At 69.5% G+C, this 23,139-nt stretch carries 13 protein-coding genes; 7 read left to right on the top strand and 6 right to left on the bottom strand.

Annotated features, from left to right (window positions below):
• Positions 1-548 precede the first annotated feature (548 nt).
• A complete protein-coding gene (locus tag BLU95_RS41960; protein WP_159424667.1) occupies positions 549-686 on the top strand; it encodes a hypothetical protein in 138 nt (45 codons plus the stop codon).
• A 359-nt stretch (positions 687-1,045) separates the two neighbouring features.
• Here the strand turns inward: BLU95_RS41960 and BLU95_RS41955 are convergent, their stop codons facing one another.
• Positions 1,046-1,921, bottom strand: coding sequence for a hypothetical protein (locus BLU95_RS41955; protein WP_159424666.1), 876 nt, complete (start codon positions 1,919-1,921; stop codon positions 1,046-1,048).
• 898 nt (positions 1,922-2,819) lie between these two features.
• On the bottom strand, positions 2,820-3,269 hold the full coding sequence (locus BLU95_RS00555; RefSeq protein ID WP_093858140.1) for a hypothetical protein: 450 nt from the start codon (positions 3,267-3,269) through the stop codon (positions 2,820-2,822).
• 175 nt (positions 3,270-3,444) lie between these two features.
• On the opposite strand from BLU95_RS00555, the gene BLU95_RS41950 reads away from it, so the two are divergent.
• On the top strand, positions 3,445-3,639 hold the full coding sequence (locus tag BLU95_RS41950; RefSeq protein WP_159424665.1) for a hypothetical protein: 195 nt from the start codon (positions 3,445-3,447) through the stop codon (positions 3,637-3,639).
• An 826-nt stretch (positions 3,640-4,465) separates the two neighbouring features.
• Here BLU95_RS41950 and BLU95_RS00550 read toward each other — a convergent pair.
• Entirely contained in the window at positions 4,466-8,161 is a 3,696-nt protein-coding gene (locus tag BLU95_RS00550) for a family 78 glycoside hydrolase catalytic domain (RefSeq protein WP_159424664.1), read from the bottom strand.
• 1,008 nt (positions 8,162-9,169) lie between these two features.
• Here BLU95_RS00550 and BLU95_RS00545 point away from each other — a divergent pair.
• The 5 genes from BLU95_RS00545 to BLU95_RS00525 all read left to right on the top strand — a co-directional run bounded on the left by BLU95_RS00545 (position 9,170) and on the right by BLU95_RS00525 (position 19,786).
• Positions 9,170-9,613 (top strand): ATP-binding protein, encoded by a 444-nt coding sequence (locus BLU95_RS00545; RefSeq protein ID WP_159424663.1) that lies wholly within the window; start codon positions 9,170-9,172, stop codon positions 9,611-9,613.
• A gap of 166 nt (positions 9,614-9,779) precedes the next feature.
• Entirely contained in the window at positions 9,780-12,629 is a 2,850-nt protein-coding gene (locus BLU95_RS00540; protein WP_159424662.1) for an ATP-binding protein, read from the top strand.
• Positions 12,630-12,890: 261 nt separating this feature from the next.
• Positions 12,891-13,871: an ABC transporter permease gene (locus tag BLU95_RS00535; RefSeq protein WP_093864544.1), complete on the top strand. Its 981-nt coding sequence runs from the start codon at positions 12,891-12,893 to the stop codon at positions 13,869-13,871.
• A gap of 46 nt (positions 13,872-13,917) precedes the next feature.
• A complete protein-coding gene (locus BLU95_RS00530) occupies positions 13,918-17,079 on the top strand; it encodes a dipeptide ABC transporter ATP-binding protein (RefSeq protein WP_093858136.1) in 3,162 nt (1,053 codons plus the stop codon).
• 358 nt (positions 17,080-17,437) lie between these two features.
• Complete coding sequence (locus BLU95_RS00525) at positions 17,438-19,786, top strand: terpene synthase family protein (RefSeq protein ID WP_159424661.1); 2,349 nt, start codon at positions 17,438-17,440, stop codon at positions 19,784-19,786.
• Here the strand turns inward: BLU95_RS00525 and BLU95_RS00520 are convergent.
• The 3 genes from BLU95_RS00520 to BLU95_RS00510 form a co-directional block, all read right to left on the bottom strand.
• Complete coding sequence (locus tag BLU95_RS00520; RefSeq protein ID WP_093858134.1) at positions 19,776-20,483, bottom strand: FadR/GntR family transcriptional regulator; 708 nt, start codon at positions 20,481-20,483, stop codon at positions 19,776-19,778. The two genes, BLU95_RS00525 and BLU95_RS00520, sit on opposite strands and share 11 nt — an antisense overlap.
• A gap of 75 nt (positions 20,484-20,558) precedes the next feature.
• Positions 20,559-21,590 carry an ABC transporter permease gene (locus BLU95_RS00515; RefSeq protein WP_093858133.1) on the bottom strand — a complete coding sequence of 344 codons (1,032 nt, stop codon included), beginning with the start codon at positions 21,588-21,590 and terminating at the stop codon, positions 20,559-20,561.
• On the bottom strand, positions 21,574-23,130 hold the full coding sequence (locus BLU95_RS00510; RefSeq protein WP_093858132.1) for a sugar ABC transporter ATP-binding protein: 1,557 nt from the start codon (positions 23,128-23,130) through the stop codon (positions 21,574-21,576). Before BLU95_RS00510 ends, BLU95_RS00515 begins: the two co-directional genes overlap by 17 nt.
• Positions 23,131-23,139: the final 9 nt, after the last annotated feature.

Here is a 23,139-nt window from a genome sequence, read left to right as displayed (position 1 = left end):
CAAGGTTGCATCGCGCAGAGCCGACAGCTCATGAAGTCCGCGACGGGCCGGGAGCCGAGGCGCTGGTAGGGCGCGATGGGGTTGCATCCACCACTGCGGCCTTTGCATCAAGTCCTCTACCTCTTGGTCGAGTTCACGATCATGCGAAGGCCGCACTGCCGTCCCGGGAGCACCCGGACGAGTGATCGCCGGGACGGTCTGTCAAATCCGGACGTTGAGCGACAAGGAGAGGTTTCTTTCAATCCATCTACTCCTATTGCGAGTTGGAACTATCGACCAGGTTCGGTCGCGGTCCGACGGTGCCTCTGCGGCGGTAGGTCGTGCGTTGACAGTCGTCGTGTCCGTCGACGATCTTCCGGTCGCCCCTGGTGATCGGTGCTGATGGCGGCGGACTGTGGCGGTAGTGGCAGGGTGGAGTGTGCTTCTTGCCGACGACAGGCCGGCGTCGTCGTTCTGCTGGTGGGTGGTGATCCGCCGTGTCCGTGTCGCCGATTGGGAGTGTGGCCGCAGGCCGCCGCCACGAGTTGGTCGCGTCGAGCCTGCGTCACGTGGAAGCGGTGTCGGCCGGCTGTCAGCCTGTGGGCGAGGACGGCGTGCCGCTGGAGGAGTTCCTGCGGGTCCCCGTGGAGGACATCGGTCTGTCGGGCAGCACCGTGAAGACCTACTGGTGGGCGGCGTCCCGCTGACCGGCCGAACAACGTGTCACGGGGGTGGTGCGGGAGGCCCACAGGATCCTGATCGCGGCCGACGGCCCGGACGCTGTGATCGGTGCCCCGCACGTCACCGAACGGACAGGGTGAAAGGGTCGGGATGCCGAGGCTTCCGTGCTCGCGTACTGAGGTGCAGACACCCCTGATCCAGCCCAGCGCCTGTTCCTTCTCTTGCCGGCGTCACCGGGCTCGTTCGGCCAGGTCGAGTCGTGGCCCCGGCGCTGGTAGAGCGCCGGGGCCACGGGCCGCAGAGGGCCGGCTCGGCCGCGTCTTGGCAGACAGGTCCTGTCGGATGGTTGCCGCGGCGGGTGCTCGGTCGGATGTTGTCCGATTCGTTACGGGACCGGAAGCCAGGTGACGGAGACGTAGCCGTTCCCCCCGCGGGTTCCTGAGGTGACGGGGGCGGTCTGGGTGGTCTGGGTTCCGCCGTAGCCGCCGGCGCCGGTGCCGGAAGGCAGTGCTACTCCAGGCAGCCCGCCGGGGGTACCGCCACCGCCACCTGTAGTGCCGCCGTTGCTGCCCGCGCCTCCGTAGGCGGAGAGCCCGTCGTTGGTGAACTCGCAGGTGCCTCCCGCGCCGCCTCCACCGCCCCCGCCATCGGTTCCTTGACCGTTTCCGATGTCGGGTCGTCCGGCGGAACCGTTTCTCGGTGATCCGCCGATGCCGCCCCAGGCGCCGCCACCGGACGAGGTCGATCCGCGTACGGAGCCACTTGCGCCCCCGCCGCCGCCGCCGGAGCTGGCCAGGATTCCGCCGTAGCCGCCGCCGGGGGTCAGGTTGGTCACGGAGCTCCCGCCGGCACCGCCGCCGCCGCCGCGGGAGAAGCCTTCCGTGCGGGTTGCTCCTGCCTTGCCGGACGCATCGGGATCGCTCCCGCTCGCGCCCCCCTGTCCGCCGGTGGTGGTACCTGCGCCGCCTCCGGCGCCCACGGTGATGCGAAGGGTGGTGGCGGAGGAGGCGGTGACCGTCTTCTCGCACAGGGCCAGGCCGCCGGCACCGCCGCCTCCGCCGCCGGAGCGGTAGAGCGGATTGGTGCTGTTGAACCCGCTGGAGCCGCCGCCCCCGCCCGCACCGACCGTGGTGAGCGTCAGCTGCACATGCCTCAGGAGCGGATCGGTGCTCGCCGGGATGGAGAGCGTGTACACACCGGGCTGGGCGTACGTCCTGGTGCCGGCAGCGGCTTCTGCCTGAGCGGCACTGGCAATGCTCACGGGTGTGGCCGTCGTGCACAGGACGACTGCCACTGCGGCACCACTGAACCAGCGCTTTGACATACGGGGACGGGGCATTGCTCGGGTATCCCTTCTTCTCCACGGCAGCCGCGAGCCGGCTTCGTCCTGCCATGAAAGCTGACGTTCCTCACGCCACGACAGACCCGAACGAGTGACAGCGTGCGGGCCCTGTCAGTGCCCAGGCCGGGACGGCAGCGGGGTTCGCGGGACGTGGGCTGCGAGCCTCTCCGCGACGGGGTTGGGGCCGACTCGGGATGCGCGCTTCCGGCGCGGCTTGCCCGGCCTCCTGCGTCCCACAGTGGTGTCCTCCCGGCTCGGCATGCGACGGCCGGGCCACCACGGTACTGCGGCACGTCAAGGTTGCATCGCGCAGAGGCGACAGCTCATGAAGCCCGTGACGGGCCGGGAGCCGAGGCGCTGGTGAAGCGCGTTGCTGATGGGACTGCACTCGCCATTGCGGACTTCGCACCCGACCGGGGTACTTCGTGCGCCAGCGGGACGGTCGGCGGGCCCCGGGCACCCGAGCCCGTCGGCCCTGCCGGTAGGCCCTCGGGTAGACCTGCGGACGGCCCGCCCGATCAGCACGGCGCCGTTGTGGCTGTGAAGTTGTCCCGGCCGCTTCGAAGCCATGGCCCTCAACGTCATCAGTTTCTTGGCTCACCGCCCACCGGCGCCTTGCCCGGACCACGAGGCCAGCCAGGTCCGCTGCGGGACGATGTCGACCTCACCGCCTGCTCGGCCAGGTCGAGTCGTGGCCCCGGCGCTGGTAGAGCGCCGGGGCCACGGGCCGCAGAGGGCCGGCTCGGCCGCGTCTTGGCGGACAGGTCCTGTCGGATGGTTGCCGCAGCGGGTGCTCGGTCGGATGTTGTCCGATTCGTTACGGGACCGGAAGCCAGGTGACGGAGACGTAGCCGTTTCCCCCGCGACTTCCTGAGGTGACGGGGGCGGTCTGGGTGGTCTGGGTTCCGCCGTTGCCGCCGGCGCCGGTGCCGGAAGGCAGTGCTACTCCGGGCAGCCCGCCGGGGGTACCGCCACCGCCACCCCTGGTAGTCCCGTTGCCGCCTGCGCCGCCGTAGGCGGAGAGCCCGTCGTTGGCGAACTCGCAGGTGCCTCCCGCGCCGCCTCCACCGCCCCCGCCCTCGTTCCCTTGACCGTCGCTGACGTCCGGCTGTCCGGCGGAACCGTTTCTCGGGGATCCGCCGAGGCCGCCCCTGGCACCGCCCCAGGAGTCGCCGAGTCCGTACACCACACCACTCGCACCCCCGCCGCCGCCGCCGGAGCTGGCGAGGATCCCGCCGTAGCTACCGCCGGGGGTCAGGTTGGTCACGGAGCTCCCGCCGGCACCGCCGCCACCGCCGCGATCGAAGCCTTCTGTGCGGGTTGCTCCCGTTCTGCCGGACGCATCGGGATCGCTCCCGCTCGCACCCCCCTGTCCGCCGGTGGTGGTACCTGCGCCGCCTCCGGCGCCCACGGTGATGCGAAGGGTGGTGGCGGAGGCGGCGGTGACGGTCTTCTCGCACAGGGCCAGGCCGCCGGCACCGCCGCCCCCGCCGCCGGAGCGCAGGATGGTGCTGGTGCTGCTGAACCCGCTGGAGCCGCCGCCCCCGCCCGCACCGACCGTGACGACCGTCAACCGGACACGCGTCAGAAGTGGACTGGTGCTCGCCGGAATGGTGAGTGTGTACACCCCGGGCTGACCGTACGTCGTCGTCGTGCCGACAGCGGCGGCCGGAGCGGCGTTGGCGCTGCTTCCCGGGGCGACCGTCGTGCACAGCGCCACTGCCACTGCGGTACCGCCGAGCCAGCGCTTTGACAAAAGGGGACGGGGCATTGCTCGGGTTTCCCTTCTTCCTTCACGGCAGGCCGCGAGCCGGTCTCGCCCTGTCATGAAAGCTGGTACTCCTCGCGGTGCGACAGGAGCCGAACGAGTGACAGTGCCCGGGCTGTATCACCGATTGGGCCGGGACCAGGGATTCCTGCTGCGAGTCTCGGGGAGGCAGCGTTCCGGCCGGGGAAGGGGGAGTGCCTGCCGATGTGCCGCTTTCCCCGACCGGGCCTTCGGCCGGGTCCGCACGGACATCGCGCTCCACCGTTGTCGGGCGGCCCCGTCCTCGGCCGAGTCGGCATGACCCGGTCCTGCGGGTCGGCGCCGCCACGATCGATGGGCCCTGGCCCGTTCGCCGCTGCCCCCGGGAGTGCGCATCACAGTCGCCGCGGCGCCGCTCGCCTGCGCGAACCGCTTCACGGGTCTTACGCCGTACGGCGGTCCCGACGGCTTCCGGAGCCGCCACCGGTCCGGGCCCGGAGCGGACACCTGCGTGGTGCCTCGGCCCCCTGTGTCCGGGCCAACGTCTGCTCGGCGGTGTCTCCTCGTCCGCTCTCGGCCGTGTTGGAGCGGGGAGGCCCGTGGTCCGGCTCGGTCCGGCGGGGCGGGTGTTCCTCGCGGACATGGACCGGCCCCGGTCACCAGGAGACTGGTGACCGGGGCCGTGGACGGCTGGAGCGGGTGGCTCCGTGCCGGCGCTACTGGGCGGTGAACTGGTACGAGCCGCTCGCGACGCGGTAGACCTTGAAGCCCGGCTCGTCGGATACGAACTGCGCCCCGGTCGGCGCGACCACGTTCTGTCCCGCCTTGACGGGTACGTGGACGAGTGCCGTCCTGCTGACCGGGATCGTGACATCCAGGGTCAGAGCACTGCCGGACACCTTCCAGCTGGACGAGAGGCTGCCGCCGGACGTCGCCAGGGAGGAGGAGGCGCGGTCAAGCCCGGTGGGGACGTGGGGCTTGATGACCGCCTCGCCCTCACTGCTCTCGATACCGGCCAGGTCCATGAGCAGCCAGTCCTCGACCGTGCCGAGGAACGGATGGCCCTGCGACCTCGACCACGCGCCCCACTCCTCCCACAGGGAGGTGGCACCGAGCGACTTCCAGTAGCCCCAGCTGGGGTACGTCGTCGAGGAGGCCACGGCGTACGCGGTGTCGACGTAACCGAACTCGGTCAGGACGCGCAGCAGGTACTTCGTGCCGAGGACACCCGTGCCCAGGTGGTTGCCCCGCGACTGGACATCGTTGTTGATCTTCTGGGCGATCGCGGCGGTGTCCGCTTCCGGCGCGAGGCCGAATTCCAGCGGAAGCACGTTGTTGGTCTGCCAGAAGGCTCCGCCCGGCTTGGACCGGTAGAGGTGGTTGGCCGCGTCGTAGAAGGAGCTGTTGAACGTGCTCTTCATCTGCTCCGCACGGTCGGCGAAGAGCGCTGCGTCGCTCGACTTGCCCAGCTGCTGGGCGATGTCGGCGAACTGGTCGACGCTGCGGTAGCGGTACGCCTTGCCGACGAACGCCTTGTTGTCGTCGCTGTTGCAGTCGGTGTCAGGGCAGACCCAGTCGCCCCACATCTCCTGCGTCGAGGCCCGCTGGCTCCACTCGAACTCGGCGTACTTCTTCAGCTCGTCGTAGCGGGCGGCCACGACGTCGCGCTGGCCGTGCTGGAGCAGCAGGACGGCTGTCTCGGTGACGGCATTGGCCCACGCGCTGCTGCGGGCCGTGTCCCCGTGGATGGGGGCGAACATCGGCATGTCGCCGTTGCTCACCTGGCTGTCGACGATGTCGTTGAACCACTTGGCGTAGAAGGCACTGGTGTCGAAGTTGCGCCGCATCGCCTCTTCCATGAGCGCGCCGTCCGCCAGCCACGGCAGCTTCTCCACATAGGATCCGTCGGTCGGAACGCCCTGCACGGCGTTGTTCAGCAGGGTGTCCCGGGTGGCCTGGTGGATCCAGTTGAGAGTGTCGTTGCCGGAGCTGAAGGTACCGACGCTCGTCAGGTCGTTGTGCATGCGCAGGGCCTGGACCTGCGGTTGCGGTGCACCGGCGGGCAGGTTGCTGATCTCGAGGTACCGGAAGCCCCTGTAGGTGAAAGCGGGCGTCCACGCGTCCGCGGCCTTGCCGTCGTCGGTGAACGTGTCGTCCTGGTAGCGTCCGTGGACCACGACGACCCGGCCGTTGCTCAGCTTCTCCCCGTACCGGAGGTTGACCTGGGTGCCGGCGGGCAGGTCGAAGGTGACCCGGGCGTTGCCGGCGATGTTCTGGCCGAAGTCGTAGACGCGCACGCCCGTCGCCGGGCTGGCCACCGAGACCGGGTTCAAGGTGCCGCTCACGCGGGTCGGGGGTACGGGTGAGGCCTGCAGCTGCACGGTCGCGGGCTGGTTGACCGTCACTGCGGGCTTCCAGTTTCCTGCGTCGAAGCCCGCGGTGCTCCATCCGTCCTGTTCCAGCCTGGCGTCGTAGCCTTCGCTGTCGGGGGTGCTGGCGGTGAAGGGCAGCGTGGGTCCCAGGTCCGTGGTCCACTGTGGCCCGGTCGTCACGAGCTTGCTCGTGCCGTCGGTGTAGGTGACCTCCATCACCGCGCGGGTGCGCAGGACGCCGTCCCAGGCACCGCGCCTGTCGGCGGACACCCAGTCGTGCACACCCTCGAAATAGCCCTGGCCGAGCGCGATGCCGATGGCATTGGCCCCCTGCTTCACGGCGCTGGTCACGTCGATCGTGTCGTAGTGGACCCGCTCGTCGTACCTCGACCACGGGGAGCCGAGCTGGGCGTCACCTGCCCGCTGGTCGTTGACGTAGGCGACGTAGGCGCCCAGGCCCGCGACGTACAGCCGTGCGCTCTTGACGGCCTTGTCCGCGGTGAAGTCGGTGCGCAGCAGCGGCAGCGAGACGGGGCGGGGCTGCGGGGCCGGGGGCGGGGTGGTGTTGGCGTACGACGCCAGTACGGGCTTGAACGCCGTCAGCTGGAAGCTCTTCATGAAGGAGACGGTGGCGGGGGAGCCTGCGACCGTCTGGGACTTGTCGGTGCGCGGGTAGACCTTGACCTTGCTGACGGTCTTCTCGGCGCCCAGATCGATGGTGATCGTGGCGGGGCTGGCGCTGCCGTTGGCGGTGAGCACCTGGTTGGGGGACGGCGGCCAGGTGGTGAACCCGCGCGCCTGGCCGTTGTTGGTGTTGGTGACGCCGTCGGTCAGCAGGCCGCGGCCCCAGCCCCACTCCTCCAGGCCCGCGCTCGTCGTGACGGGGCGGCTGCGCGCGACGTTGTTGCCCGCCTGGTCCAGGAGTTCGACCTCCGCGAGTTGCAGCATGAAGCCGTTCGGCGTGTCCGCGTAGACGTCGCTCACCTCGGGAACCGCGAGGGTCAGCTTGCTGGTCGTCGTGGGCCGGCCCAGGTCGATGGTGTAGGGGTTGCCCTGGGTCGAGTAGGCCGGGTTGGGCACGTTGTCGTTGGCCGCGACGCCCGACCATCCCGCCGTGGAGTCGGCAGCCCGCACCGTGACCGCGGTCGGGAAGTTGGGGCTTCTCCCGTCGGCGGTCCTCGCATCACTACGGGGGTAGAGAACGATGCGGTCGATCTTCTGGACGGAGCCGAGGTCGACGGTCAGGGTGATCGGCTGGTTGAGGGAGGCACTGGTGTGCGGCTGCGAGGAGTACCCCCGCGCGGTTGCGGTTGCGCTGTCACGGACGCCGTCCGTCAGGAACGACGTGGACCAGCCCCAGTTGTCGATCGACTCGGAAGAGGTCACCGCAGCACCCTTGGCCACGTTCACGCCGCCGGCACCGTCGCGGGCCTCGAGTTCGGCCAGTTGCAGGTAGCGGCCCGAGTCCCCGGAGACAGGGGCACCGAGTCCGTTCACCTCGAGCGTCAGGTAGCGCGTGGTCGCAGGACCGCCGGTGAGGGGGATCGTCACCGGCTGGAGCCCGGGGTCGTTGCCCGGACCGCCCGGGGTCTTCCAGTCGGGATGGGTGATCCACTGCGCGTCGCCCCAGTCGGCGGGTGACATCATCGCCGTCCCGAAGGTGGCGGTCGGGCTCCAGCCGGTCACCGCGCCCGCTTCGTCGTAGACACGCACCTGCCAGCCGTAGAGGCTGCGCCCGTCGAGGGCCGGTCCGTCGTAGACCACGGAGTCGATGCCTGCCGCCGTGATCTTTCCACTGTCCCATACGGTGTTCGAAGGCGTGTTCTTCCAGACACGTACCTGAGCGGCGCTGACGGAGGCCCCTAGGCCGGGCGAGGTGACGTCCCACGCCAGACGCGGCTTCGGGGTGTCGATGCCGGGGGGGTTCAGCAGGCCGTTGGTGGTGAGCGCCGACAGAGTCAGGGTGTCGGCAGTCCCGGCCGCAGCCACGGCCGGCGCGTTGAGGCCGTAGCCCGTGAGACTGCCTATCAGAAGAGCCACCACCGCGGTGTAACGATTCAGTCCATGGTTCCGCATCACGCGTTTCCGCCCTTACATGAGGTCTCGCCGTCGACGTCGGACAGACCGAGGGGTGGGCTGCGTCGGTGGCGAGTGATCGGAACTGTAAGGGCCGCGTTAATCCCACGTGAAGCCGTCATGTCCCGCAGTAAAATTTGGGATTCTGGCCCTTTTGTGTGGCGGTGGCGGGTGGAGCGCACCGGCTCTTGCGGACCGGTCCTGCGGTTTCGCCGTCGTGAGAGCGGGGTCGGCCGGCACCGCGGTGGGCGGTGCGACGGCGGGGGAGCGCGGCCGCGCCGGGGTGAGGGTCGGCCCGGCAGCGAGGCTCCGAAGTGCTGCAGGTGCCGTGGCCCGTCGCGAGACCGTCCTCGCCGACCGACGGCTCGCCGCTCCGTGGGCGCCCCTGTCCTGTCCGCAGGGGCCGGAGGGTGCCCGCGCAGTCGGTGGCACGGGCCCGCAGGCGTTCTGCGCAGGCGCGGCGGCCGCGCCTGGGCCTGAACCGCGCCCGCCCCCTGCCGGGTTCGTTTCGGCAGGAACCGAACCGGGGCGGCGAAAAGCCCCGGGGCCGGGCGACCCTTCCGCTCGGATCTTTCGGGCGCTTTGCGCGCGCGCATTGACCAACGGTGGGCCGGGGTCGTAACTTCGCCGCAACCAATGATTGAATCGATTCACGCCAGGGAAGGCGGGGGCGACAGATGCGGGGCCTGCGAACGCGGAGCGTGGAGCGCGGAGCGATCACGCCGGGGGACCCACGAATGGGTAGTGAGCACCCATTTAACCCGCACTGTTCGAGGCGGTTGCGTAAGAGGCAGAGGCGGTTGACCGCTAGAGGCAGCCGACTGGTGCGAGGAGGCGGTCATGTTCTTCAGTCTTGCCTATGTCAGCCCAATGCCCCCTGCTGCGTCCGCACCGGACGCAGCACCGCAACGGGGCGCCGCCCAGGTGTTCGGCGCTCCGACGCGTCCTCGCCGCACTGCACGGGAGCGGAAAGTGACCGACGACGTCCGGACCAGCGAGGACGGAAAGGAGACGCGCCTGCTGCTCGCCCCCCTCGCGCGGGCAATCCCGCAGGCCCGCCGCATCGTCCGCCAGACGGTGACAGGCCGAGGCTGGGACGAACTCGCAGAACCCGCCGCACTGCTCTTCACCGAACTGGCCGCCAACGCCATCCGGCATAGCAAAGCCGCGCCCGGCGAGGACGCTGCGCCGGTCGCCGTCACCGTGCGGTTCGACGACGGCTCGCTCACCGTCGAGGTCCGCAACACCGGTCGGACGGCCGAACCGATCACGGCACCTGTCCAGCCCCCCGCGGCCGATGCCGAGAACGGCAGGGGACTCTTCCTGGTCGAAGCGCTCGCCACCGACTGGGGAAGCTGCTGCCGCAACGACGGCACAGTCATCTGGTTCGCCCTCGACCGCCACAGCTGCGTGTAGAGGCACGCCACCACCGCAGACGGACCTGCCCCGGCCATCACCGTCCGTCCCACGCCCCGCACCGTGCGGCGGACCCTCCGCGGAGAGTCCCATCTCCGGCACGGCCGACGGCAAGGCCGGCGAAAGACCCCTTCGAGGCGAAGACAACCCGAGACACGGAGAACCCATGCCGACTGCGGACGCCACCCGACGCGAGCACACCGCATTCGTCGGCCGGGAGAACGAGCTGGCCGACCTGCACGCCGCTCTGGAAGCACTCCCTGCCGTGACAGTCGTCGAAGGAGAAGCCGGAATCGGCAAGTCCCGGCTCCTGCTCGAAGCAACCGGACGAATGAGAGCCACAGGCACCCACGTCCTCTGGGCGAACTGCTACCCCCTGCGACACCCCTATCCGTTCCAGCCCGTCCTCGAAGCGCTGCACAGCCTGCGCTCCGACCCGCCCGCCGGCGCATCCCCGAACCTCGTGAGCCCCGCGATGACCGCGCTCCTGGCTCCCGCCCCGTCCCGGTCCGCAACACCCGCAGCCCCGCCCGCCCCCGCAGCGTATGACCTCGTCGCCGACCTGAAGGACCTGCTGCGCCGTGTGGCACCCGTCGTCCTGGTGATCGAGGACATGCAATGGAGCGACGAGTCGAGCCGCGAACTCCTGCTCCTCCTGGCGGCAAACATGCCGGACGGAGCCGGCCTGGTACTCAGCCACCGCCGCAGCGACCTGCTCCCTCACCCCCCGCTCCTGGGCGCCGCCTACCACCCGCAGCCGGCCGTCCGCACCACGGAACTGCAACTCACGCCTCTGCCGCCGGCAGCCGTCCGTGACCTCGCCTCCCGAACCCTGGGCAGCGAGATATCGCCCCGATCCGCCGAGAGGCTCCACGCCCGTAGCGACGGCGTACCCAGAACACTCATCGAGGACCTCACCGCGCTGAGGCGACACCTGGGCCGTCCGCCGCACACCGAAGAAGACCTCACGGCCACCCTCGACACCCTCGTAGTGCCCCGCGTCATCCGGGAGACGGTGACAGCCACCCTCCAGCAACTGCCACCCGAAGCCGTCACCGTCGTACGCGCCGCAGCCGCCCTGGACAACCCGTTCGACCTGGCCCTGGTGGCCGACGTGGCGGGCATCAGCACCGAAAGCGCCTCCAAAGGCATCTCGGCCGCTCTGACCTGCGGCCTCCTGCGCGAGGCCGGACCTACCTCCTACACATTCCGCCGCTCCGCCGCCCGTACCGCCGTGTACCAGGACATCCCCGGCCCCGACAGAAAACGCATGCACCGCCACGCCATCAGCACCATGTGGACACGCCCCAGCCCGCCCCTCGCCCACATCGCCCAGCAAGCCCGGCAACTGGGAGACACAGCCCTGTGGATCCAGCAGGCGAACGCAGCCGCCGGCCAGGCCACCGCCCGGGGAGACCGGGCCGAGGCAACCCGCCTCCTGCTCGAAGTCCTCCAAGCCCCGACGATGGACACCGACACCCTCTCGCGCGCCGCACTCATGCTCGCCAGGAACTCCTTCCACCTCGCACAGCACAAGGAGACGCTCCGCACCCTGCGCCGCACCCTCGCAAGACCCGGCCTGCCCGCCCGCACCTGGGCCGAACTGACCCTGCACACCGAACGCCTCGCCGTCGTGCACGCAGGCGACAGCGGACGCATCGCCGACCTGCGCGCCGCAGCGACCGAACTGCAGGCAGACCCCGCACTCGCCGCCGAGGCGGCCAGCACCATCGCCATGGCCGCCGACGACGAACAGGACGCCCAAACGTGGCTCGACGCCGCCCAGCACGCCGCCGCGGCGAGCGGTGACACACCGGCGGCCGCCGTGGTCCGTACCGCCACCTCCGCCCTGGCGGCCGCCCAGGGAGACGAGGACTTCTGGAAGGCCGTCGAGAACACCCCTCGCCGGCCGACCGACCCGCACACCGCCCTGGAGACGAACCGGACCCTGTGCACACTGGGCTCACTGGCACTGGGCTTCGGACTCGACACCACAGCCCGCCGCCTGCTCACCGACAGCCAGGCCATGGCAGGCGTGCTCGGCAGCGACCTTCTGCAATGCCAGAGTGCGACCGCCCTGGCCCTCCTGGACTGGTGGACCGGAGCGTGGAACGGACTCCCGCAGCGGCTGCAGGAACTGCACGAACAGTATCCGGAGATGGCCATGGCCGAGGCCGCCCGTTCGCTCACCCTGGCCAACCTCTGTCTGGCAACCGGCGAACACGACCGCGCCTTCGAACACCTCCGCCGCGCCGCTGACAGAGGCGGACACTACGCATCCGAAGGAGTGCGCGCAGCCCTCGCCCGGCTGCACCTGGACCGCAGCGAACCCGAGGAGGCATGGAGACAGACCGCACACCGCCTCCGCCACCCGATCCCCGCACTTCAGTGGCGCCAGGCAACCGGCCTCCTGCCCGTAGCCGTACAGGCCGCACTGGCCACCGGCAGGCCCGCAGAGGCCAGGACCATCGTGACCGGCGCGGAGCAGGCCACCCGAGGCCGGTGCACACCAGCGCCCGAAGCCGAGATCCACCAAGCCCGAGGGCACATGAGTCTCGCGAACGACCCCGCACTCGCTGCGGCCCACTACGCGCGGGCAAGATCGCTGTGGCACGACATCGGCCGCCCCTACCAGAGTGCTCAGGCCTCGGAGCAACAGGCGGATGCCCTCCTCAGAGCAGGCCGACCCGACGAAGCAGCCGTCGTACTCCGCACGGCGAAGACCACCTACAACGAACTCGGCGCCTCCAACGACGAGAGCCGCTGCCAGGACACACTGCGAACAGCCGAGGAAACCAAACCGAAGCCGAGAGGCAGACGCAGCTACGGTCAGGACCTCTCCCCGCGAGAACTGGAAGTCGCCCGCCTGGTCGCCGACGGCGCCACCAACCGGGAGATCGCCGGCGCGCTCTTCCTGTCACTGCGCACAGTGGAGCACCACGTCACGAAGGTCCTGCGCAAGCTCGACGTGTCCCACCGCCGCGAGGTCAACCGCGCCCTGCTCATGCCCCGGTGACCGGCCACAGCCCACCCCCAGCGACCACATAAGAAAGGCAGCACACCTCCCCGAGGGCCGACGCACTCCCGGGCGCGCACGCCGCGCTCGGCCGCGCAGTCCAGGGTAAGTACGACGACTCCCACATCCGCAGACCACAAACCCCCGCCGCCGGCGCAGACCGTTTCCCGAACTGCCCGGCGGCGCGTCCCAACCTCCGCAATGCCCGACCTGGCATACGATCCACGCACCACGGCGCCCAGATCCACCAAAGTTGCCCCATTGATCCGATACATTCTCCGCACCGCGGCCCTGTACACGATCCTCGTACTGGCCGCCGCCACCGTGACGTACTTCCTGGCCGCACTGAGTCTCGACCCCCGCTCCAACTACCTCCAGCGCAACCCCCGACCCTCGGACGCCGTCATCACGGCCACACTCAACGCCTACAACCTCAACCCCGACGTCCCCGTCGTGGAACGGTTCCTGCACTGGGCCGGCGACGTGGCACACGGAGACCTGGGCCGAACCGTGACCGGCAGCAAGGTCAACACCGAGTTCGCCCGACGCGTCGCAGTAAGCACACGCCTGCTCCTGGTCGCCACAATCCTCGGAACCGCATGCGGCGTCCTCGTCGGCACCTGGAGCGCCGTCAGACAGTACAAGCTCGTCGACCGAGTGACGGCGATCATGTCCTTCACCATCCTGGCCGTACCCGTTTTCGTCCTCGCCACGACAGCCCAACTCTGGGCCCGAGGCGTGAACGACCTCCTGGGAACCACCTTGATCGAGTACACCGGAGAGTACTCACCCCAAGCCCACGGAACCCTGGAACGACTCGTGAGCCGCGCCCAGCACCTCATCCTGCCCAGCCTCGTCCTCATCGCCTTCGAAACAGCCCTCTTCAGCCGCTACCAACGCAGCGCCATGCTCGACGTTCTCAGCAGCGAATTCCTCCGAACAGCGCGCGCGAAAGGCCTGGCACGGCGCACCGCCCTCCTGAAACACGGCCTGCGCGTGGCCCTGCTCCCACTCATCCCACTGCTCGTCTACAACACAGTGCTTCTCTTCACCGGGGCGGCGTTCATCGAGAAGGCTTTCGGCTGGAGGGGCATGGGGGACTGGCTCATCGACGCCATCACGACGAACGACGTCAACGCCGTGGCGAGCATCGGCCTTTTCACAGCCGCACTCGTACTGATCGCCGCCCTGCTCTGCGAAGTCGCGCACGTCGCCCTGGACCCCCGGATCGCGGTGCGATGACCACCGCAACCCCGCCCGCACGGCCACGCACCACCCAGGACATCCCGTGACCACCGGATTCACCGGCCCGGCGAACCGACCAACCGCACAGACCGATCAGCGCAGAACCCGCGGCGGCCGCAGACGGCTCATCTGGACGCGCCTCGCACGCAACCGCGGCGCGACGACGGGACTCGTCCTCCTCGCCCTGCTCTTCGCCCTGGCCTACGTGACCCCTCTTCTCTACCCCTGGAGCCACACCGAACTGGACTACACGGCCTTCCAACAGCCACCGAGCCCCCACCACTGGTTCGGCACCGACCCCGCAGGCGCCGACGTCCTCGCAGCCACCACGCGCGGCATGCAACGCTCTCTGACCGTCGGCCTCCTGACCGGGCTGGCCGCCACCGCGCTGGCGACACTCGTCGGCGGCTGCGCCGGCTACTTCGGCAAGGGCACCGACCGCGTCCTCATGGGGCTCGTCAGCATGATGCTGGTGCTCCCGAGCTTCCTCGTTGTCGCCGTGGTCGCCAGCCGCATCGGCGGTCGAAGCTGGATGCTCTTCGTCCTCCTTCTGGCAGGCTTCAGCTGGATGCTCACCGGCCGCGTCGTACGCGACATGATCCGGGCACTGAGGAACGTGGAGTACGCGAGAGCAGCCGAGTACGCAGGAGTGCCGGCGCACGCCGTCCTCACCCGCCACATGCTTCCCGCCATCGCCTCCTTCCTCATCATCGACGCCACCCTCCAGGTGGGTGGGGCAATCATTGGAGAAGCGGGCCTGTCGTACTTCGGGTTCGGGGTACAACCGCCCGATGTCTCACTCGGCGGCGTGATCGCTGCGGGGACTCCTGCGGCATCCTCCTTCCCGTGGCTGTTCTATTTCCCGGCCGGTTCCCTCGTCCTCGTGTGCCTCTCGGTCTTCCTGATCGGCGACGGCCTGCGCGATGCGCTGGATCCCGGCGCGGCCGGCGCCAAGAAACGGGCCACAGCCCCGAACACCCGCCAGCGCAGCGCAAGCCGCCCCTCCTCGAAGCGCGGGAGACGGGAACTGCCGAACACCCCGCCCCCATGGCCGGACACCCAACCCGGCGCCGTACCCGCACTCGAAGTCACGGACCTGAATGTCTCTTTCCCCAGCGAGGACGGACCGGTGCAAGCAGTGAAGGCACTGACCTTCTCCGTCGCGGCCGGGGAGAACCTCGGCGTCATCGGCGAATCGGGATCGGGCAAGAGCACCGTGGCGGCCGCGATCATGGGCCTGTTGCCCGAAGCCGCCACCGTCCGCGGCTCCGTGAAACTGTTCGGCCGCGAGCTCATCGCCCTGCCGGACCGGGACCTCACCGAAGTCCGAGGCAAGCAGATCGCCCTGATCCCACAAGACCCGCGGGCCGCCCTCACCCCCGTGTACACCCTCGGCGAACAGATCACCGAGGCACTCCGCGTCCACCAGAAGCTGGACAAGAAGACCGCCCAGGCACGGGCCGTCGAACTGCTCGAACTCGTGGGCGTACCCGAACCCAGCCGAAGGGCCGATGCCTACCCGCACGAGTGCTCCGGCGGGATCTGCCAGCGAGCCGTCATCGCCATGGCCATCGCAAACAACCCCCAGGTGCTCATCGCCGACGAACCCACCAGTTCCCTGGACACCATTGCACAGGCACAGATCCTCGACGTGCTGAGAACAGCCGCGCTCACAACCGGCGCCGCCCTCGTCCTCATCACCCATGACCTCGGCGCACTGGCCGGAATCGCCGACCAGGTCCAGGTCATGTACGCCGGACGAGCGGTGGAGCGAGGAACAGCCGAGGCAGTGTTCCACCGACCCCTCATGCCCTACACCATCGGCCTCCTGGGCGCAGTGCCTCACCCGGGGCCCTCCACACAACAGGCCCTCACACCCATCGAGGGCACCCCGCCCCCCGCAGGACACACCCCCGCAGGATGCTCCTTCGCCGGCCGGTGCCCCATCGCTGTCGACGTCTGCCGTCGGCTCGACCCACTCCTCACGGCCATCGTCGAGACGGAGCCCCACACAGCCGCATGCCACCGCGCACCAGAGCTCGCCCGCGGACAGCTCGACAGAAACCGGATCTACCCCTCACACAGTACGCAGACAGGCGCGCACCAACCGCCGCCGCCCCGCGAACAACGCCCCGTCGCTCTCCAGATCGACGACCTGGTACGCCACTTCCCTGTACTAACGGGAGCCGTTCTGAGGAGAAGGACCGGCACCGTCCGGGCAGTCGACGGCGTCAGCCTCGACATCAGGACGGCAGAGACGCTCGCACTCATCGGTGAATCGGGATGCGGGAAATCCACCATGCTGAACGCCATCGTCGATTCCGTCACCACCACGGCCGGCAGACGAGCCCCTGGGAACACGCAAGGGACCGTCACACTCTACGGACACCCGACGGGCGGCCTGAACCGTACCGAGCGCGCCCGACTGCGCCGAGACGTACAGATCGTCTTCCAGGATCCGGGCACGTCACTGGATCCCCGCATGCCAGTCGCCGACCTCCTCGCAGAACCACTGCGCGCCCAGGGCTGGAAGCCGCAGCACATCAGGCAACGAGTCGACGAACTGCTCGACCTCGTAGGACTCGATGCCGAGCACACGCGCCGATTTCCCTCCGAACTCTCAGGCGGCCAGCGCCAGCGGGTGAGCATCGGCCGGGCCCTCGCTGCAGCCCCGCAACTACTGCTGCTCGACGAACCGGTCTCCGCACTGGACGTCTCCGTCCAGGCATCCGTGCTCAACCTCTTGGACACGCTCAGGAAACGCTTGGCACTGAGCTACCTCTTCGTGGCGCACGACCTCGCAGTAGCCCGCTATGTCGCGGACCGAGTGGCGATCATGTACCTGGGCCGCGTCGTCGAGCTCGGCAACGCACAGTCCGTCTTCTCCGCGCCGGCCCACCCCTACACCCAGGCCCTCCTGTCAGCATCACCCGCTCCCGACCCGGCGGTGGAGCGCACACGTCGCAGGATCCGCCTGACCAACGCCACTTTCGACGCCTCACACATCCCGGCCGGATGCCGCTTCCGCAACAGATGCCCGAGGCATCCAGCCCTCCGACCCGCAGACCGACTGCGATGCGAGCAGCAAGACCCGCATCTGCAGGACTACGCAGCCGACCACACCGTGGCCTGTCACTTTCCCGGCCCCTCGCGGGACGAGGAGTGGACTCCAGCACAGGGCGAAATCACGGGAGAACTTCAATGACGCACTCGCGCACGAGAACACGGTGGTCCACCTCGCCTCCAGGACGCCACGTCCTCATCGAGATCAAGGACCGTGGCGGGGAGTCGGTACGCCTGTACTTGCGAGGAGGCATTACCACGCGGCCGGAAGCAGCGTTGAGCAATGCATGAGGCACTACGAGCAAAGTCAACCGCGTCTGTCCACCAGCGGCGGCAGGGCTGCACCCCGCACAGGTGGTGGTGCCGGTCCGGTGGGGGCGGGCACGTGCAGTGTTTGGTGGCAGAGGGCCGAGTGCGGGGCACGTGCGTGGGCGAACCGGTGGGGTCTGGTGAGCGGTACCGGCCAGGAACGGCGTCTGGCAGGAGCAGCCCACGGACGGATGGCCGGCGCGGTGGCACCGTCGGCCTCACCCGCAGAGCTGGAAATGCTTGCCTGCTGGGGGGCGTTCATCACCCTGGTTGACGACTGCTTCGACCGGCGTTCGGCACACGCCTCAGTGTCCGAGGTGCGAACTGTGCTCGATCCCCTGGTGAGCATCCTGACAGGCAACGCCTCCAGATCAGAGCCCGGAGCACCCCTCGTGGCTGCCCTGGAAGACCTGTGGCAGCGCACGCTCGCCGGGGCGGCGCCCGGGTGGTGCACACGGTTCGCGGCCTCCTACACCGCTTTCGCGGAAGCTACCTGCCAGGAGGCTCAGTGGCGTCAGGAGCGGTACGTGCCCTCGGTGCGGGAGTACGTCCAACTGCGGCGGCGCACGATCACCGTGGTTCCGCTGCTGCAGGTGACCGAACGGCACCTGAATCCGTGGCCGCAGGCCGGAGTGCTGCACGAGGTATGCGCCGATGTCGTGGGCTGGACGAACGACCTATTCGACGCAGGGGCAGAGTCCACCGACGATGCGGGTTTGGTCGGCGTACTGGCCCGTGAGCGGGGTGTCGGCCGCGGAGAGGCGGCAGCGATGGCCCGTGCGATGATCGAAGAGCGGCTGGAGCACTTCGAGACGGTCGCCCTACAGCTGACCGCCGCGCATCCGCACCTGCTGGACAACAGGTCGCGGATCGAAGGTCTGCGTACCTTCCTACACGGTGCGGTGGCCTGGCAGTACGAGAGCCGCCGCTACCGGGCAACCCTGCCCGTGCAGCAGGAATCAAAACAGCGACGGGCGGCAGCGGACCCGGTCGAGGAAGCCGCTGTGCGGCTGGAACGTCGGCTGGCCCTGGCTGTGGCGCCCGGCGGCGCACTGCCGGACCGGTGCGAAGGCCGGGTCCTCGAAACCGCTCTCCTTCTTGCCCTGATGCGCACACACGGCACGCACCAGGAAGAGCAGCGGCAGTTGACATGCTGGCTGGAGGAGCGACGCGAAAAGGCCGACTCGCTTGATGCACTCCTCATCGACGCCGTTCTGCGTCCGCACACCCTGCCGCCTGGGGCAGCCGACGCGGCAGCGCCCGTTACCGATCGCGTCACCGCCTCGACAGGCCAGCGTGGCCGACTCAAGCACACCATGCTGCACGCCGTCCTGTACGTGCTCGGCGGTCTAAAACTACGCGACGAGGACATCCCGGATGCTGGGCCCGGACACGCGTTGTCCACGTTCACCCAGGTCAATCTCCTGGCCGCGCGAGTCATCTACGCCCAGGCCACTGCCTACCCGCACACGGTCTCGACAAGCGAACGCTTCCAGCTCGCCGACCTCCTGGATGACGATGGAGGACGACTCCTGTGGGAGGCCAGCGCCGCCACCCACCTGCTCGGGCTCAACGCCCTGCAATCCTGCCGGCCCCGCCACCCGCTGATCAGCCGGGCCCTGACCGGCCTGTTGCTGGCCCGTGATCGTGAGGGCGGGATGCCGTTCCTCGACAGTCAGGACATCTGGCTGACCGCCACAGGAGGCCTCGCCTACCTCACCAGGCCCGGACTACGCCTCTACACACCTCGGATGGGCGCTTTCGTCGCCGCCCGGCAGGCCGCGGACGGCGGCTGGCCCTTCGCCAGCGGCATCCGCCAGACCGACGTCGACACCACCACCCGCTGCATGGAGTTCCTCCACGCCCTCGATTCCCATCATTACCGTGACTATCTCACCCGCGGCGCCGAGTATCTCGCTGGGAAAGCCGGTCCCGGCGGCGGCTTTCCCACCTGGCGCGAAGGCGATGACCCGGACCTCGACATGACCGCCGGCGCCATCCTCGCCCTCGCCCCCCTCGGCACGCGCTACGCCCCGCTCGTCATCGACGCCACTCGGTTCGTCATCGACGCCCAGCACCCGGACGGCACCTGGTCTCCCAGCTGGACACTCAGCGAGCCCAGCGTCATTCTCCGCGCCGTCGACGCCCTCCACGCCGCACGCCACACCCCCGGTATCGACCCCGCCCGACTCTCGGCTGCGGCCGCCCGCGCCGTAGCCCGGCTGACGGCCACCCAGCAACCGGACGGTGGCTGGGGTCACAGCCCACACCACGACAGCGATGCCCTCTCCACCGCCCAGGCCCTGCCCATCGTCACGCGCTGCGGGCCCCCGCACGTGACTGCCGCCGGGATGGCCTATCTGCTCTCCTGCCAGGACGATACCGGCTGCTTCCCCTCCCCACCCGACCAGACCGGGCCCCGCCCTCTGGCCTTTGACTACCCTGTCGTCGCCGACCTCCACGCACTCACCGCGCTCACCCGCGCCCAGCCACTTTCCATGACGAAAATCATTGCTGAGCGAAACCGCTCTACGAGGTAGACGTTCCGAAGCTGGGGGAGTCGGTTGTGAATCCGTTGGCCAGCCATTCCTCGACGGAGGCTACGTGCACGGCGCTCGCACTGGCGGCCAACCCTGAGTCGCCGATGGCCAGCGCCCGCCAGATGGTCCCGTGGTCCCGGTGGGCCTGCTCCTGGGCCGGCGCGTGACGGATTCCGCGCACGATGCGCAGGCGCTGGGTGTGGGTGGAGAGGATGCCGAGCAGGGTGGACAGGACCGGATTGCCGACGGTGTCGGCGATGGTGCGGTGGAACTCGAGGTCGAGTTCGACGAACTCCTCGATGCTGATGTTCTCCGCGCTGCGGTCGAGAATGGCGCGGAGCACGGCCAACTGCTCTTCGGTGACCTTGTCGGCGGCGAGGCCCGTGACCGGCGGTTCGAGCAGACGTCGGACCTGGATGAGTTGGAGAGCCGTGTGGCCCCGGGAGGCGTCTGCGGCGAAGGCCAGCGACTCGAGGAGGAGGTGCGGCTCCAAACCGGAGACGTAGGTGCCGTCACCCTGCTTGGGGACCAGGATCCGCATCGCGGTGAGCGCCCGGACCGCCTCGCGGAGGGAACTGCGGGACAGCACGAGCAGTTCGGCGAGGTCAGCCTCGTTGGGGAGGCGGGCGCCAGGCAGAAGCGCTCCGGAGAGGATCATCTCCTTGATCTTTTCGATGGCCTGGTCGGTCACCGACATGGCGGGATCCCTCCTTCAAGCTGGTGTGCGGGCCGCCCGTGTCCGGCGGCTTCTGGGCTCTGGCGCCCGGAGGCGTTACTCCTGCTTCTCGCCGGAGGCGAAGCGGGAGATGATCAGGGCGACGATGATGATCGCGCCGTTGAGGAACTGGTTCCACAGTGGTGGGACGCCGGCCAGAGTCATGACGTTGACCACGAGCTGGAGAGTCAGGACGCCGGTGAGGGCGCCGAAGAGGGTGCCACGGCCGCCGTTGAGACTGACGCCGCCGATGACGGTGGCGGCGAAGACCTGGAAGATCCAGCCGTTGCCCTGGTCAGCGGAGATGGAGCCGTAGTGGCCGGTGTAGAGAATGCCGGCGAAGGCTGCGAGCAGGCTGCCGAGGATCAGGACGATCCAGGTGATCCGGTCGACCCGGATGCCGGCGGCGCGGGCGGCCTCGGAGTTGCCGCCGATCGCGTACAGGGCGCGGCCGTGGCGCAGCCAGGCGAGGGCGCTGCCGCCAGCCAGGAACAGCAGGGAGCAGATCCAGATCGCGGCGGGCGTACCGAGCCAGCTGGTCCGGCCGAGGTAGGTGAAGGAAGACGGCAGGTTGACGATCGACTTGCCCTCGGAGACCGCGACCTGCAGACCGCGCAGCAGGGTGAGCGCGCCGAGGGTGACGATGAAGCCGTTGAGTCGCAGCTTGAGGATCAGGAAGCCGTTGATCGCGCCGATCAGTGCGCCGATGGCCAGACACAGCGGGATGGCCGTCCAGCCGGGCAAGAGGCCGAGGCCGTTGAAGCGGGCGCCGTGCTCGGGCAGGACCAGCCACACGGCGATGACCGGCGCGACGCCGATGGTGGACTCCAGCGACAGGTCCATCCGGCCGGCGATCAGGATCAGTGCCTCGCCGAGCACCAGCAGGCTCAGCTCGGTGGCCTGCTGGCCGACACCGAGCAGGTTGTCGGAGGTCAGGAACGCGGGCGAGACGATGAAGCCGATGACGCCCAGGGCGAGCAGCACCGGGACGAGTGACAGGTCGCGGTAGCGGGCCAGCTCGAAGCGGCGCCAGGGCGTGGCGGTGGGGGCGGTCGCGGACCGCTGGCGCAACTCAGTGGTGGGAGACATCGGATTCCTTCGTGTCGGTCGGGCCTGACATGCCCTCCATGGCGGCGACCAGTTGTTCGTCGCTCCAGCCGTACGGGAACTCGGCTACGACGCGGCCGCGGAACATGGCCAGGACGCGGTCGCAGACCCGCAGGTCGTCGAGTTCGTCGGACACGATCACAGCGGTCTTCCCGTTGTCGGCGGCGTCGCGGACGGTGCCGAGCAGGGACTCCTTGGACTTGATGTCCACGCCGTTGGTCGGCCGGATGGCGACCAGGACCTGCGGCGCGGTGGCCAGCGCCCGGGCGATGACGACCTTCTGCTGGTTGCCGCCGGACAGTGCGGACACCGGGGTGGCGGCGCTCGGTGTCTTGATGTCCAGGTCGTTGATCATCCGCTGGGCGAAGGACCGGGTGCGCGAGGGCAGCACCGTACCGAACGGGCCGAGCTGGTCGGCGACGGTCAGGGTGGCGTTCTCGGCGACGCTGCGTGGGGGGATCAGGCCCTGGATGTGCCGGTCCTCGGGAACGAAGCCGATTCCGGCGGCGAGAGCGGCGGGGACCTTGCCGGTGCGCACCGCTCGCCCTGCGACGGCGACCGTCCCGGCCTGCGGGCGGTGCAGACCGGCGAGGGTTTCGCCGAGCCGGACGTTGCCGCTGGCGGCGGCGCCGGCCAGGCCCACGACCTCGCCGGCCCGCGCGGTCAGTGAGAAGTCCTGGTATGCGCCGGCCAGGCTCAGACCGGTGACCTCCAGCAGCGGAGCGCCGTCCGCGCGCGCGCGTCCGGCGACGGACCAGGAGGGCTCGGTGCTGCGGGCGCTCTCGCCGGTCATTGCCTCGACCAGGGCGTGTTGGTTCAGCTCGGCGACGGGCGCGGTGACGATGTGCCGGGCGTCGCGGTAGACCGTGACGGTCGAGCAGAGCTCGTAGACCTCCTGCAGGTGGTGCGAGATGAACAGGAATGCCACGCCCTGCCGCTGGAGGTCCTCGAGCTTGTCGAAGAGTTTCTCGATGCCGCGGGCGTCGAGCTTGGCGGTGGGCTCGTCCAGGATGATGAACCGGGCGCCGAAGGACAGCGCGCGGGCGATCTCCACGAACTGGCGCTGCTCGACGGTCAGGTCCTCGGCGCGGGTGGTCGGGTCAACCTCCACGCCGTACTCGGCGAGCAGTTCGCTCGCCCGCCGGCGCAGTTCCTTCCAACTGATCGGCCGCAGTGCACCGGTGCTCTGCCGGTCGAGGAAGAGGTTCTCGGCGACGGTCAGTGCGGGGATGATGGTGGAGCGCTGGTATACACAGGCGACTCTGGAGCGCCAGGCGTGGGTGTCCTCGGGGGCCGGGGCCGGCTCGCCGTTGAAGCGCAGGGTGCCGGTGTCCGGGCTCTGCAGTCCAGTGAGGATCGAGACGAGCGTCGACTTGCCGGCGCCGTTGCGCCCCACCAGGGCGTGCGACTCGCCGGGGTCCACTGTGATGCGGGCTTCGCTGAGGGCGACGGTGGCGCCGAAGCGCTTGCTGATCCCGTCGGCCTCGACGACGGGGCCCCGGACGGGGCTGGGGTCCGCCATGGCGGGGTC

Source organism: Streptomyces sp. TLI_053, from assembly GCF_900105395.1.
GTDB lineage: Bacteria > Actinomycetota > Actinomycetes > Streptomycetales > Streptomycetaceae > Kitasatospora.
This window is presented reverse-complemented; position numbering and strand designations above follow the sequence as displayed.